13 protein-coding genes are annotated in these 14,255 nt (G+C 68.5%); 7 read left to right on the top strand and 6 right to left on the bottom strand.

What is annotated here, in order from left to right:
* Positions 1–5 precede the first annotated feature (5 nt).
* The 4 genes from ACM2ZB_RS02605 (at position 6) to ACM2ZB_RS02590 (ending at position 4,318) form a co-directional block, all read left to right on the top strand.
* The gene (locus tag ACM2ZB_RS02605; RefSeq protein ID WP_416057308.1) at positions 6–878 is read left to right on the top strand and encodes a Flp pilus assembly protein TadD; all 873 of its coding nucleotides are present in this window, start codon (positions 6–8) and stop codon (positions 876–878) included.
* Positions 875–1,354, top strand: coding sequence for a DUF3613 domain-containing protein (locus tag ACM2ZB_RS02600; protein ID WP_416057307.1), 480 nt, complete (start codon positions 875–877; stop codon positions 1,352–1,354). Before ACM2ZB_RS02605 ends, ACM2ZB_RS02600 begins: the two co-directional genes overlap by 4 nt.
* A gap of 8 nt (positions 1,355–1,362) precedes the next feature.
* Positions 1,363–3,510 carry a TadG family pilus assembly protein gene (locus ACM2ZB_RS02595; RefSeq protein ID WP_416057306.1) on the top strand — a complete coding sequence of 716 codons (2,148 nt, stop codon included), beginning with the start codon at positions 1,363–1,365 and terminating at the stop codon, positions 3,508–3,510.
* A 100-nt stretch (positions 3,511–3,610) separates the two neighbouring features.
* The gene (locus tag ACM2ZB_RS02590; protein ID WP_313435656.1) at positions 3,611–4,318 is read left to right on the top strand and encodes a DUF2968 domain-containing protein; all 708 of its coding nucleotides are present in this window, start codon (positions 3,611–3,613) and stop codon (positions 4,316–4,318) included.
* 66 nt (positions 4,319–4,384) lie between these two features.
* Here the strand turns inward: ACM2ZB_RS02590 and ACM2ZB_RS02585 are convergent, their stop codons facing one another.
* Positions 4,385–4,786 (bottom strand): hypothetical protein, encoded by a 402-nt coding sequence (locus ACM2ZB_RS02585; RefSeq protein WP_416057305.1) that lies wholly within the window; start codon positions 4,784–4,786, stop codon positions 4,385–4,387.
* 189 nt (positions 4,787–4,975) lie between these two features.
* Between ACM2ZB_RS02585 and ACM2ZB_RS02580 the strand changes: the two genes are divergently transcribed.
* A complete protein-coding gene (locus tag ACM2ZB_RS02580) occupies positions 4,976–5,800 on the top strand; it encodes an alpha/beta fold hydrolase (protein WP_416057304.1) in 825 nt (274 codons plus the stop codon).
* 125 nt (positions 5,801–5,925) lie between these two features.
* On the opposite strand, the gene ACM2ZB_RS02575 is transcribed toward ACM2ZB_RS02580, so the two are convergent.
* The 5 genes from ACM2ZB_RS02575 to ACM2ZB_RS02555 all read right to left on the bottom strand — a co-directional run bounded on the left by ACM2ZB_RS02575 (position 5,926) and on the right by ACM2ZB_RS02555 (position 9,807).
* A complete protein-coding gene (locus ACM2ZB_RS02575; protein WP_416058607.1) occupies positions 5,926–7,773 on the bottom strand; it encodes an amidohydrolase in 1,848 nt (615 codons plus the stop codon).
* A 119-nt stretch (positions 7,774–7,892) separates the two neighbouring features.
* A complete protein-coding gene (locus ACM2ZB_RS02570; RefSeq protein ID WP_416057303.1) occupies positions 7,893–8,318 on the bottom strand; it encodes a DoxX family protein in 426 nt (141 codons plus the stop codon).
* Between the two features lie 2 nt (positions 8,319–8,320).
* Entirely contained in the window at positions 8,321–8,983 is a 663-nt protein-coding gene (locus tag ACM2ZB_RS02565) for a hydrolase (protein ID WP_416057302.1), read from the bottom strand.
* The gene (locus ACM2ZB_RS02560; protein WP_416057301.1) at positions 8,980–9,396 is read right to left on the bottom strand and encodes a helix-turn-helix transcriptional regulator; all 417 of its coding nucleotides are present in this window, start codon (positions 9,394–9,396) and stop codon (positions 8,980–8,982) included. Before ACM2ZB_RS02560 ends, ACM2ZB_RS02565 begins: the two co-directional genes overlap by 4 nt.
* A 78-nt stretch (positions 9,397–9,474) precedes the next feature.
* Positions 9,475–9,807, bottom strand: a complete 333-nt coding sequence (locus tag ACM2ZB_RS02555) for a hypothetical protein (RefSeq protein WP_416057300.1) — start codon at positions 9,805–9,807, stop codon at positions 9,475–9,477.
* Between the two features lie 99 nt (positions 9,808–9,906).
* On the opposite strand from ACM2ZB_RS02555, the gene ACM2ZB_RS02550 reads away from it, so the two are divergent.
* Together ACM2ZB_RS02550 and ACM2ZB_RS02545 are read left to right on the top strand one after the other, a co-directional pair.
* Positions 9,907–12,933, top strand: coding sequence for a triple tyrosine motif-containing protein (locus ACM2ZB_RS02550; RefSeq protein WP_416057299.1), 3,027 nt, complete (start codon positions 9,907–9,909; stop codon positions 12,931–12,933).
* On the top strand, positions 12,926–13,579 hold the full coding sequence (locus ACM2ZB_RS02545; RefSeq protein WP_313435640.1) for a response regulator transcription factor: 654 nt from the start codon (positions 12,926–12,928) through the stop codon (positions 13,577–13,579). Before ACM2ZB_RS02550 ends, ACM2ZB_RS02545 begins: the two co-directional genes overlap by 8 nt.
* Positions 13,580–14,255: the final 676 nt, after the last annotated feature.

The following is a 14,255-nucleotide window of genomic DNA, read 5'->3' as shown; positions in this document are numbered from 1 at the left end:
CTGCGATGCCTGGACTGCGTTCCACCTGCCTGTTGCTTGCCTTCGCCGCCGCGGCCACCGGCTGTGCGTCGTCCACGCCGAAGTACCTGCGTGCGCCCAGCCTGGCCGAACCCACGCCGGCCCCGCAGGACAGCCGCAACGCGTATCTGGAACTGATCGAGCGCATGCAGCAGCAGGGCGCGTGGTACGCATCGCTGGCCCACGTCGATGCGTTCCGCCAGCGCTATGGCGATTCCCCTGCCCTGCGCCTGCTGCAGGCCGACGCACTGCGCCAGACCGGGCAGATCGATGCCGCCATCGCGCTGTACCGCGGGCTGGACAGCGGCGCCCAGGCGGCAGCGGCGGCGCATGGCCTGGGCCTTATCGCCGCCGGGCGCGACCAGGACGAGGCCAGCGAACAGGCACTGGCCAGGGCCACCCAGCTGCAGCCGCTGAACACCGACTACCTGGGCGACCTGGGCTATGCGCGCCTGCGTGCGGGCCGCTACGAACAGGCGCGCGAACCGCTGGCCAAGGCACTGGAACTGTCACCGGGCAACGCCAAGGCCACCGCCAACCTCGCGCTGTGGGCCGTCCTTCGCGGCGATGCCGCCACCGCCGAACGGCTGGCGCAGCAGGCCAACCTCGGTGCGGACACGCGCCGCAGCATCGAACAGCAGGCGCAGCAGATCCGCGCGCGCGTGCAGCTACGGCAGGCCAGCGTGCCGGCCGCCTCGCCTGCAGCAACCGCCGAACGCAATGCGCCGCCAACGCCGCGCCCGCAGCTGGCCGCCGAGCCCCGCCGTGAGGCACGCGACGCGCGCGACCCGGCACGACTGCCGCCTTCGATGCTGGAACGCTTCAGCACCTCCGACCACGCCACCGGGAGCACGCCATGACCGCCACGCCGCTGTATCGCCGCTGGATGCCGCTGCTGGCCTGCACCGTGCTGATGGCCAGCACACACGCGCAGACCGCCCAGCAGCCGCTGACCGGGCAGATGCTGGGTGGCATGCCTGCCGCACAGCCTGCCGCACAGCCAGCAGCGCGGCCAGCCGCCAGCCAGAGCGCGTCACTACCCACCGTGGATCTGACCCGCGCTACGGAGGCGGCAGCGCCTGCTGCCACGCCAGCCGAAGCGGCAGCCGAACCTGTCCCCTTCGCCCGCCCTGCGCGTGGCGAGGTCGGTACCACCACCCGCGCACTGTTCCGCCTGCAGGCATCCGGCCAGCAGGCCGGTCCCCGGCTGCCGATCCTGGGTGACCAGGCCAGTGCCAGCTACACCCGCTACATGAAGAGTTTCCAGCACGAGATTCCGGACTTCTTCGAAACCGACGTCGGCAAGACCAACGGATCGTCCCGTTCCAACCGCTGAGGCGTGCCATGAACCGACCTCGCCCCATCCGCTTCGGCCGCGCACGCGGCGGCATGTCGGTGACCATGATGCTGGTCATGATCGGGCTGGTGGCGATGCTCGGCCTGGTGGAGATCGGCTTTCTGTTCTGGGCCCAGCGCGATGCGCAGAAAGTGGCCGACCTGGCGGCGCTGGCCGGTGCGCAGCGCCTGGACATGTGCCGCCCGGACAATGCCGACAATGCAGCCGCACGGCAGAACGCCACCACCCAGAACGCTTTCCCCGGCACGCTGGTGATCAGCTGCGGCAACTGGAACGCGACGCGCGCCACACCCGATCACTTCACCAACGCGGTTGACGCCGGCAACCCGCGCAACGCGGTGCGCGTGGTGGCCGAGCGCGGCGTGCTGCCCTTCTTCAGCCAGAACCGCACGCTGCCCACCATCCGGGTGCAGGCGGTAGCCATGCGCAGCGAACCGACGGCCGTGTTTGCCGTCGGCTCGCAGCTGCTGCGCACCAATGGCAATTCGCCCTTGATGTCGACCCTGCGCCTGGTCGGGCTGGATGTGAACAACGCCACGGTGCTGTCCTACGACGGCCTGGCCCAGGCCACGGTCACGCCTTCGGGCCTGCTCGCGGCTCTGGGCATTCCGGTCACTGCCGACCTCAGCGTGGCTGACTTCAACCGGCTGCTGTCGGTCAACCGCGTGTCGCTGGCACAGCTGGTGAATGCCACCGCCACCGTGGTCGGCCGCAACACCACAGTGGGTGCACAGCTGCAGGCCCTGTCCAATCTGGTCGGTACCCGCCTGGACATCAACCAGCTCAACATCCTGCTGGGCAGCCAGAACGGCGGGGGCGGACTGTTCGCTGAAGTGATCTCGCCCAATGGCACCATCGGCAGCGCGCTGGAAACCCGGATCAACGTATTGGACCTGGTCAACGCTGCGATCTCCATCGCCAATGATGGCAACGGCATACAGGTGCCCGGCCTGAACCTGCTCGGCATCGAGGTGCAGGCGGGGGTGATCGAGCCGCCTTCGATCGCAATCGGCGGCATCGGTGCGCGCGCCTACAACGCCCAGGTGCGATTGATGGTGGACGTGGACAGCAACCGCGTTCCCGCCGTGGGTGCACTGCTGTCGATGCTGGGCACCCGCCTGCGGCTACCACTGCATGTGGACGTGACCAATGCGATGGGCACGCTGACCGCCATCCAGTGCGGCGCGACGCCGCCCACGGCCACCATCCAGGTCGATTCGTCGGTACTGCGCGCCTGCGTCGGCACCGTCAACCCGGCCGACCGCTTTTCCAGAAGCAACGTCTGCGATGCCAGCCTGCAGAACGCGCAGCTGCTGACCCTGCTCGGCCAGCCCTTGATCAACGACAGGATCACGCTGCCGGCGCTGGCCGACCGGCAGAGCCTGACCGTGGCCGCCGGCCAGACCGCCTCGACCCGGATCAATCCGCTGGCGCTGGGAACGGCGGTCTCGGATCTGGTCAACGAACTGCTGCGCGTGCTGTCGGGCATGCTCAGTTCGCCCAAGCAGGGCATGAACGCCGGCGACACCGCCAAGGCCCTGGCCGACCGCTACCTGGCCGCGGCATTCCCCAGCGGCGGGCGCTACAACGTGGACCAGGTCATCCCCCTGCTGCGCGATGGCAACCCGGCACAGAACCTTGCGCCGCTGGGCAACTGGACCGTGCCCAACGGCGTGCCCAAGCCGTGCCTGCTGGGCCTGACCACCTGCTGGGAAAATGGATCGGTCTGGACCGGCTTCCGTACCGCCGTCACCGGCCAGGGGCTGGGCCTGCTGGACGGCGCGCTGGGTGCCGTGCTCGGCGGCCTGCTGATCAACCGCTGCGACAGCCTGCTGGGCAACCTGGCCTACAACGACTGCGTGCGCAACAACCTGGCTTCCTACATCCAGACCGCACCGGCAGGCTTCCTGGATGGCGCGGCCGGCGGTGGCGTGACAACGCCGGGCAATGCGGTTGCGTGCACCGGCCTGTTGTGCACGGTGCTGCAGCCGGTGCTGGCTGCACTCAAGCCAGTGCTCAACAGCGTCGGCACGCTGCTGACCACCACCCTGGCCGACCTGCTCGGCCTGGAACTGGGCCGCACCGATGTCAGCGTGCAATCGATCCAGTGCGATGCCGCGCAGCTGGTGTTCTGAGCCCTTGCGCGGCCCGCTTGGCCTCCGCGTCGCCCATGCTAGACTCGCTGCGGGGAACTACGTTCATCTCAACCACACTACGTTCGTGGATGGTCTAGACATGCGAGAAATTTCAGGGGGCACCGTCTTCGCCCGGTATCCGCGCGGCGCGGCACTGCTGGCCATGGCCATGATCCTGGTGGCACCGCCGGCACTGGCCGCCCGTGGCGATCGCGAAGCCGCGGCCGAACCGGCCCGCAGCGCGCCGGTGGTCCGCAACACGGTGGACGAACTCAAGCAGTTGATGGATGCGCACCAGCTGACCGAACTGCGCACCACGTACAACGGCAATTACGGCGCCAGCCTGCTGTTCAATGCCAGCACCCTGACCTACTACGTCGCGCTGTTCCAGGAGAAGAACTTCTGGCGCGTGATCAAGACCGATGCCGTGGACAACGCCGAGCGTGTCTACCGCACCTTCGCGCAACAGTCCGAGCAGCTGGCGCAGGTCTACATCGACACCACCCGCCTGGAAGCCGGCAAGCGTTATACCGAACGCCTGGTGGCCTACAACGAGGAACGCCTGCGCACCCTGCAGCAGGAAATGGAACAGCAGCAGGCGCAGTCGGCACAGGTCAGCGCGGCACTGCAGCAGGCGCAGCAGCAGGCCGTCAGCCTGAGCAGCGATGTGCAGAGCACCAACAGCCAGCTCGACTCGCTGCAGCGCCGCATCCAGATCCTGCAGGCCGAACAGGGCAACCCGGAACTGAGCCTGCCCAAGCCTGATGCGTCGTCCAGCGCACCGGCCGCCGGCAGCGACGGCCGCTGAGCCACCCGCAACCTGCACGCAGACGGCACCTTCGGGTGCCGTTTCTGTTTCTGCGCTCGTCTTCCGCTACTGGCAGGCCGCGCGCACGGCATCGTCCAGCTGCCGTCGCTGCAGATAGTCCAGCCGCGTCGGCCGGGCCAGTACCTTGGCGTGCTGGCTGCGCGCGCGCTCGCAGCCGGCCGGATCACGCGCCAGGGTGATCAGTGCCGCCTGCGCCGCTGAACCCCTGCCCCGCGCCGGTCGCACGCTCTCCCGCTGCTCAGCCTTGCGGCCGCTTGCGGGCGCGCTGCCGGCGCGCGCATCGGACGCCTCGGCCGGCACATCCCAGCGCCATTCCGCGCGGCCTTGGCAGGGCGTCTGCTGGTAGACCGGATGCGGCCCATCCACGCACTTGTAGACATGGGTCTGGGCCTGGGCCGTTGCGGCCAACGCCCAGCCCAGGATCATCCAGCACATCGGCGTCTTCATGCCCTGGCCTCCCGCACGCTCAGCGCATCCTGAGCAGGTCCGGGCCCGCGCCGCCAGAGCGAAGTGCGTCAGCGCCTGCCATCGATCCGACACAGGCGTGCAAGCCGGGGCGCCGATGCTGCGCTGTACTGCCGCTGCGCCGGCAGTGACAACGCCGGTATTTTTCCCCTACCGCCAAAGGAACCTGCAATGAGCAACTTCGTTACCGCAAAAGACGGTGCCCGCATCTTCTACAAGGACTGGGGCACCGGCCAGCCGATCGTGTTCGCCCATGGCTGGCCGCTGTCGTCGGATGCGTGGGACCCGCAGATGCTGTTCATGGGCCAGAACGGCTACCGCGTGATCGCCCACGACCGCCGCAGCCACGGCCGCTCCAGCCAGACCTGGGACGGCAACAACATGGACACCTACGCCGACGACCTGGCAGCTGTGATCGAAGCACTGGACCTGAAGGACGCGATCCTGGTCGGCCATTCCACCGGTGGCGGCGAAGTGGCCCATTACATCGGCCGCCATGGCAGCAAGCGCGTGGCCAAGGTGGTGCTGGTCGGCGCCGTGCCGCCGCTGATGCTGAAGACCGAAGCCAACCCGGCCGGCACCCCGCTGGAAGTCTTCGACGGCATCCGCAAGGGTACCGGCGGTGACCGCTCGCAGTTCTTCAAGGACCTCACCACCCCGTTCTTCGGCGCCAACCGCGATGGCAACAGCGTCACCCAGGGCATGCGTGATTCGTTCTGGCTGCAGGGCATGCTGGGCGGCGTCAAGGGCCAGTACGACTGCGTGCACGAGTTCTCGGAAGTGGACTACACCGAAGACCTGAAGAAGATCGACGTGCCGGCCCTGGTCGTGCATGGCGATGACGACCAGATCGTACCGTTCGATGCATCGGCCAAGCTGTCTTCGCAAATCATCAAGGATGCCGAGCTGAAGGTGTACGCCGGTGCCCCGCACGGCCTGACCATCACCCATGCAGACCAGTTCAACGCCGACCTGCTGGCGTTCGCACGCAAATGACGTGCGGCGGCGGCGCCGCAAAGCGCCGCCGCTCCTCCGGTAGTGCCGGCCGCTGGCCGGCAGCCCAGCCTACCCGGCACGAACCCGCACAGCCGGCCAGCGGCCGGCTCTAACCGGGATCCGGCTCAGAACGCGAAGCACGAACAGCCCATCGCGCCCCAGAAAGCGGTCAGGTCGTCGGTCGGCGCCGCGTGATGTGCGGCATGCCCATGGGCGCCGTGCGTGCCACAGGCCACGCCATGGTGATGGTGGTGCGCGGCGGCCAGGCCGGTGGCGGTGCCGCCTACGTGGTAGCCACCAAACCTGTTCACCGGCGACCAGTCCGGCATCGCAGGCGGCAGCTGCGGTGCCAGGCCCGCGTAATCACCGTCGGCGTGCACGATGCGGCCACCGACCACGGTCAACAGGCTGGTGATGTCGGCAATCTGCGCATCATCAACGCGGAAGAAATCCGATGAGAGCAGGATGAAGTCGGCCAGCTGGCCTTCCTTCAGCGTGCCCTTGGTGTCTTCATCACCCGAGAACCACGCACTGCCCTGGGTCCACAGGCGCAGCGCCTGCTCGCGTTCCAGCAGGTTCTCATCGCCATACAGCGCCAGGCCACCCACGGTACGCCCGGTCACCAGCCACGACAGCGCCACCCACGGGTTGTAGCTGGCCACGCGCGTGGCATCGGTACCGGCGCCCACCGGCACGCCCTCGGACAGCATGCGCTTGACCGGCGGCGTATGCCGCGCAGCCTGCACGCCGTAGCGCTCGACAAAGGCCTCGCCCTGGTAGGCCATGCGGTGCTGCACGGCAATACCACCGCCCAGTGCCCGGATGCGCTCGATGTTGCGCGGGGTGATGGTCTCGGCGTGGTCGATGAACCAGTGCAGGCCATCGAACGGCACCTCGCGGTTCACCTGCTCGTATACATCCAGGATGCGGGTGATGCTTTCGTCGTAGGTAGCGTGGATGCGGAACGGCCAGCGCTTCTCGACCAGCAGCTTCACCACGTCGTGCAGTTCCGGCTCCAGCTCCGGCGGCAGTTCCGGGCGCGGTTCGTTGAACAATTCGAAATCCGCAGCGGAAAACACCAGCATCTCGCCAGCACCGTTGTGGCGCAGCAGGTCATCGCCCTGGCGCGGCTGCAGGATCTCGCTCCAGCCGCGGAAATCACTGACCTCCTTGCCCTTGTTCTGGGTGAACAGGTTGTAGGCAATGCGCACCGTCAGCTGGTCATCGCGGTGCAGCTGCTCGATGACCTGGTAATCCTCGGGATAGTTCTGGAAACCACCACCGGCATCGATCACCGAGGTGATCCCCAGCCGGTTCAACTCGCGCATGAAGTGGCGGGTGGAATTGGCCTGGTATTCGATCGGCAGGCGCGGGCCCTTGGCCAGCGTGGCGTACAGGATCAGCGCATTGGGCTTGGCCAGCAGCAGGCCGGTGGGGTTGCCCAGCGAATCACGCACGATCTGCCCACCCGGCGGATCCGGCGTGTCCTTGCTGTAGCCGCAGGCACGCAGCGCCGCGCGGTTGAGCAGTGCACGGTCGTACAGATGCAGCAGGAACACCGGCGTGTCCGGCGCGATGTCATTGAGCTCCTGCAGGGTGGGCAGGCGCTTCTCGGTGAACTGGGTTGCGGTGAAGCCACCGACTACGCGCACCCACTGCGGCGCCGGCGTGCGGTCCACCTGCGCCTTCAACATGGCCATCGCATCGGCCAGCGAACGCAGGCCGTCCCAGCGCAGTTCCAGGTTGTAGTTCAAGCCGCCACGGATCAGGTGGGTGTGGCTGTCGTTGAGGCCGGGCACCAGGCGCCGGCCCTGCGCGTCGAGAATGGTGGCTTCATTGCCCCACACGCGCATGATCTGCTCATCGCTGCCGACGGCGGCAATGCGACCGTTCTGTACGGCCAGCGCCTGCGCATGCGGTTGCTGCGGGTCGAGGGTGGTGATGCGCGCGTTTCGGATGACCAGCGTACTCATGCGACGCTCCTTCGGAGTGGAATCGATGGCCGCGGCGTCGCCACCGGCCCTGCGCGACGCCATCACGGCGTCGCTGGCCGGCACGACGTTGCGTCGGCCGTGGTCGAGGGGGGAGGAACTCATGCACCGCCTCCGGCAAGCGCCAGGCCGTCGAGCGCCCATGCACCCGGCCCGGCCAGTGCGACCGCCAGCAGCACCAGCGTCCACATCAGCGGGTATTCGCTGCCGCCGCGCATCCAGAACCAGCCCTTGGGCAGGGCCAGCAGCGCGGTGAAGGCGATGAACGCAGCGGCCACCAGTGCGGCCAGGCGGGTCTGCCAGCCCAGCAGCACGGCCAGCCCGGACAACACCTGCAGCACGGCCAGCAGCAGCGGCAGCGGTGCCACCGCCGGCAGCCCGAAGCCGCGCAGTTCACCGGCGAAGCCGGCCAGCCCGGGGCCGCCAAACCAGCCGAACAGCTTGCCCAGCGCGTGTGGCAACAGGAAACCACCCGCTGCCACGCGCAGGATCAGCAGGGCCAGATCCAGGCCGTGCCCATCGCCCATGCTCAGTGGCCGCCTTCCTGCGCACCGAACATGGTCTTGGCGTACTGGATGCCGATGCCGTAGCCGCCGGCGTGGTCGCGGGCGATACCGGTGGTCAGGCCATAGGTTTCGCCGCGGGCCCAGTCGCGCTGCAGCTCCAGCAGGTACTGCACGCTGGTGATCGGCTTGGCGCCGGCCTGCACCATGCGGGTGATCGCGCGCTCGTGCGCCTCTTCGCTCACATCGCCGCAGGCATCGGTAATCACATACACCTCGAAGCCCTGCTCCAGCGCCGACAGGGCCGGGCCGACGATGCACACGCTGGTCCACAGGCCCGCCAGTACCAGGCGCTGCTTGCCGATGCGGTTGATCTCATCGATCACCGGCTGGTCTTCCCAGGTGTTCATCGAGGTGCGATCGAACACGGCCTGGCCGGGGAAGATCTGCGGCAGTTCCGGGAACATCGGGCCGGAAAAGGACTTCTCAGCCACGGTGGTCAGCACCACCGGCACGTTGAAGCCCTTGGCACCCTTGCTGATGAGCGACACGTTGTTGCGCAGCGCGGAGATATCGATGGTGTGGGTGGCAAACGCCATCTGCGACTGGAAGTCGATCAGCACCAGGGCGTGGTCGGTGGGGGAAAGCAGGCCCTTGGCAGGCGTAGCGGTAGCAGTAGCAGTGGTCATGGCGGGGTTCCGGTAGAGGGATGACGGGGAGGAACGTGCAGGGCGGCGGCGCCGGCCAGGTACTGGCCGGGGCTGCAGCCGGTCTCGGCACGGAAACTGCGGACAAAGTGGCTCTGGTCGAAGAAGCCCAGGTGCTGGGCAAGACGGGACATCGGCTGGTCGCTGGCCGGAAGCAGTTGCCGCGCACGCTCGATGCGGCGGCGACGCAGATAGCGCAGCGGGCTGGCACCGGTGCCGGTGCGGAACAGCCGCACCAGATGGAAACGGCTCACGCAGGCCACTTCGGCCAGTTCGGTCACCCGCAGGGGCTGCGACAGGTGCGCATCGATGTAGCAGAGCGCGCGTTGCAGGGCGGCGGCCTGGTGCGGCGCCAGGCCAACGGCGGTGGCGATGGGCGCTGGAACTTCGGCCATGACAGGGCACCGCGACGAGGTGCCCCATGGTGCGTTGGTGGCCGCACGCGCCCTACCCCCGTCGGTCGAGGCCGCCACTCACCCGTTCGGGGGAGGCCGCCGGCCCAGCAGGCGCCGGCCGAACTGGCGCGCATCCAGCGAATAGGCACCCGGACCCAGCAGGAGCAGCGCCAAGGGCAGCAGCAACAGGGGCAGCGGCGCGCCCTGCAGCCACAATCCCACACAGGCGAGTACGGCCGACAACGGGGTCAACCAGCCCAGCAGCAGCAGGCCCACCGCCAACGCGCAGACCGCCATCACCACACCGGCCCAGGCACCCGGCGTGCACAGCGCGGCGGCCAGGCACAGCCGCAACCACAGCAGCCCCAGGCCGGGCACACGATCGGGAAACATCACGAACAGACGCTGCATCCTCGGCCTCCACCGCTCCATTGCCGGGGTGATAGCGCAGGCATGCCTTCCCCCGCCTACCCCGTTCGGGTCACCCTGGCCTGCCCCGCACCTGCCAGAATGCAGCCCATGCGTGGCCGCCCCTTCCCCTTCCTGCGTCGCCTGCCGGCGCTGCTGTCGTGCCTGCTGCTGCTTGCCCTGCCCGCGTTGGCGGCACAGCACCCGGCCGCAGGCAACGGCCTGCCCGGCTACCAGCACACCGCCTGGCGCGTGGGCCAGGGCGCGCCTGGAGACATCTGGGATATCGCACAGGACGCACAGGGCATGCTGTGGCTGGCTACCGGATCGGGGCTGTACCGCTTCGACGGGCGCCGTTTCGAACGCCAGGCCGCACCGGCCGGCAGCAGCTTCCCCTCCACCAACATGGTCGCGCTGGCGCCGGACGCAGACGGCAGCCTGTGGATCGGTTACTTCCAGGCGGGCATCAGCCACCTGTCACCTACGGCCCTGCGCAGCTTCGGCCGCGATGCGGGTGTCCCGGTGGGTGTGGTGCCGCACTTCAGCCGCGATCAGCACGGCTACCTGTGGGCGGCGATCAACGGCGGCCTGCGCCGGTTCGATGGGCAGCGTTGGCGCCCACCGCCGACCGCGTCCGGCCTGCCCGAGCGCCGCGTGCAGTGGCTGCTGCACGACAGCCACGGCACCTTCTGGGTGCTGGCTGATCTGAAGGTCTGGCGCCAGCCGGCCGGTGCCAGCACTTTCGAAGACACCGGCATCGCCGTTTCGCAGATGGCTTCACTGGCCGAGAGCCCGCGTGGCGAAATCTGGTTGGCAGACCGCGACCGCGGCACCTCGCCGCTGGCCAACGCCCACGGCCTGCTGTCCGCCGCCGAACGCGAAGCCCGCCGGTTGCCGGACCTCGTCGCCGCCCGCCTGCAGTTCACTGCCGATGGCGCGCTGTGGGCCACCATGAGCCCGCACGGTGGCGTCGCGCGGGTCAGCTTCGACGGTGAGCAGGCCACGCGCATGGAGCGCTTCGATACCCCCGATGGACTGACCGCAACCTCGGCGGTGCCCGTCATGGTCGACCGCGAGGGCAATGTCTGGGTCGGCACGAACCTTGGCCTGAACCGCTTCCGCGCACGCAGCGTGCAGACGCTGATTGCCGGCCCCAGCGACCCCTACCGTTCGCTGGTACGTGCCAGCGACGGGCGCGTCTACGGCTACGGCCAGGACATGAAAGCCTACGACCTGCGCCGCCCGCTGCTGGGCGGCAGCGCCGCGCAGCTGAAGGACGCGGCCCGGCACACCCGTACGCCCCTCTGGCAGTTCGACTGGGTGAACCTTGCGCGCACGGTGGCCGGCCAGACCACGTTGATTCCCTTGCCAGCGGCGTTCAGCGGCCAGCCGCTGCAGGCGATGCTGTTCCCCAACGATGATGAAGCGTGGGTCTGCACCGGCGAACGCGGCGTGCTGCATTACCGCCAAGGGCAATGGCGCAGCGAAGCGCGGCTGCCCGAACAGGCCTGTTCAACACTGGCGCAGGCCGCTGATGGCGCGCTGTTGCTGGGCTACCCCGATGGCCGCCTGCGGCGCATGGATGCGCGCAGCGTCCAGACCTTCGATGCACGGCAAGGGTTGGCCGTCGGTCCGGTGACCGCCCTGCTGCAGCACCTGGATCTGCTGCTGGTGGCCGGTGAAGCCGGACTGGCCGCGCGCATCGGCCACGGCCACTTCGTGCCGGTGCGCACCGACATGGCCGGCATACTGGAAGGCATCACCGGCATCGTTGCCGATGCCCATGGGCGGCTCTGGCTCAATGGCAGCCGCGGGCTGGTCCGCATGGATACCGAAACCCTGCGCAGCGCCGTGCGCAGCGGGCAGCCGGTGGTGCCGCGCCTGTTCGATGCGGTGGACGGCATGCCCGGCATCGCCCTGCAGAGCGGGCCGATGCCCACCGCGGTGCTGGCTGCCGATGGCCTGCTATGGCTGGCCACCAACCAGGGCCTGGCATGGCTGGACACCGCCGCCGCGCAGATCAATACCCAGGCCCCGGGCGTGCGCATCGGTGATGTGCTGTACGGCGCCACGCAGACGCCGCTGGTCGATGGCCTGCGCCTGCCGGCCGGCACCACCCAGCTGCAGATCGATTTCGTGGCAATGTCACTGGCAAGGCCGGAACGCAACCGCTACCGCTACCGGCTGTCCGGCGTGGATGACGGCTGGCAGGACGCCGGCAGCAGCACCCGCGCCTATTACACCAACCTGGCCCCCGGTCATTACCGCTTCGACGTGGAAGCGGCCAATGAAGACGGCATCTGGAGCACCGCCGCGGCCAGCCGCAGCTTCCGCATCGCGCCCACCTTCTTGCAGACGGTCTGGTTCAAGCTGCTCTGCGCAGCGCTGGTGCTGGCCGCCCTGGTGATGGCCGTGCGCATCCGCAGCGGACAGCTGGCCGCCCTGTTCCGCGCCCGCCTGCAGGAGCGCCACGGCGAGCGCGAACGCATCGCCCGCGACCTGCACGACACCCTGCTGCAGGGCAGCCAGGGCCTGATCCTGCGCCTGCATGCGATCAGCCAGGCAGCACAGACCCCGGACACGGTACGCACACAGCTTGAATCGGCCATGCAGTTGGCCGAACAGAACCTGGCCGAGGGGCGCGAGCGGGTCAATGCACTGCGTGACGGACCGTTTGCCGGGCGAGACCTGGCCACCGCGCTGGCCGATGTGCACGCCGAATACGCCGGCCAGGGCACCAACCCCCTGCGGCTGACGGTGGAAGGTACGCCGCCCCCCCTGCAGCCCGACGCGGCCGAGGAAGTGTTCCTGATCGGCCGCGAAGCGATCCGCAATGCCCTGCGCCACGCCCATGCCAGCGCGATCGAAGTGGAACTGTCCTACGGCGCCCGCTGCTTCCTGCTGCATGTCCGCGATGACGGCGTAGGCATTGCCGATGACGATGCCGGCCACGGCCATTGGGGCCTGCAGGGCATGCGCGAACGCACGCAGCGGCTGGGTGCCGAACTGCAGCTGTGGACCCGCCCCGGCCTGGGCACCGAAGTCGCGCTGTCGGTGCCCGCACGGCGCCTGTATCACCGCCGGCCGTCACGTTGGCGCTGGCCCTGGAGTACCCCGAACCATGACTGAGTCCCCTACCCCCATCGGCGTTCTGGTGGTTGACGACCACCCTTTGCTGCGCGACGGCCTGGCCGCCCTGCTGGGCGCACAACCGGACCTGCGCCTGCTTGGCGAAGCCGCCGACGGCGAGGAAGCCATCGACCGCTATCAGCAGCTGCAACCGGACGTGGTGCTGATGGATCTGCAGATGCCGCGCCTGGACGGTGTGGAAGCGATCATCCGCATCCGCGCCCTGGACCCACGCGCGCGGATCATCGTGCTGACCACCTACCGCGGCGACGTACGCGCGGTGCGAGCGCTGCAGGCCGGCGCCAGCGCGTATCTGCTGAAGGACATGCTGCGCCACGAGCTGGTGGACACGATCCGCACGGTGGCGGGCGGCCGTCGCGCCGCGATTCCGCCGGCGGTGGCGGCGAGCATTGCGGCGCATGTGGTGGAAGACCGGTTGTCACCACGCGAGACGGAAGTACTGCGGCATGTGGCGGGTGGGTTGTCGAACAAGCGCATTGGCGAGCGGATGCAGATTTCCGAGCAGACGGTGAAGGCACACATGAAGAGTCTGATGGACAAGCTGGGGGTGGGGGATCGCACGCATGCGGTGACGCAGGCATTGCGGCGGGGGATCATCAGCCTGGACGACTCCGGTCACGATTAAGGGTTGGGGGGTGTCTGCAGGGCTTGCAGCCCTGCACCTGCCGAATCAACGTCAACGTCAACGTCAACGTCCAAAGCCAGAGCGGCGCTGGTTTTCTGTGTGTTGGGCGGGGCGGTGTGGGTGGGCAGGACACGCCGTAAACCCGTCCTTGGGGGCTCGTAGGCGCCATCCATGGCGCCTGCGGTCCTGCCCACCCACACCGCCCCACCCCCGACAGATCTCCGCGGCGGTTGGTAACGCCGGCTGTTGCTCTTGGTAGGTGTCGACCTTGGTCGACACGATTTTTCCATCAGATATCGAAATTCAATTGAGGTCGGAGCCCGTTGCGCAGCAACGGGAACCGACCCCGTGCTCCGGCAGATCGCGGCAATCTGTCGAAGGCGGGGTGGGTCCGGTTGAGGGGGTGTGAGCGGCATGGGCCCGAGGCATGCCTCGGGCAGGTTGGGCAGGATGCCCAACCCAGGTCTTGCCGTGTGCGCAGGACAGCGCACACGAGCAAGCCGCGACCAAGCCCCCATGGGTGAGGGCGCTTTGCTTGCGAAGCACCGCTTCGCAAGCGCCCGAACGCACAGCCGCCAGCGGCTGGGCCGGACTGGGGGTTTACGGCGTCCCCGCAAACCCACAGTGCCCCGCCATCCCACGGAATGCCGCTCTTGCATTTGACGTTGATTCGGCT

The organism is Stenotrophomonas maltophilia, assembly GCF_047782825.1.
In the GTDB taxonomy this organism is placed as follows: Bacteria; Pseudomonadota; Gammaproteobacteria; order Xanthomonadales; family Xanthomonadaceae; genus Stenotrophomonas.
The sequence above is the reverse complement of the archived record's forward strand: the minus strand, read 5'-3'. Positions and strand labels throughout refer to the sequence as shown.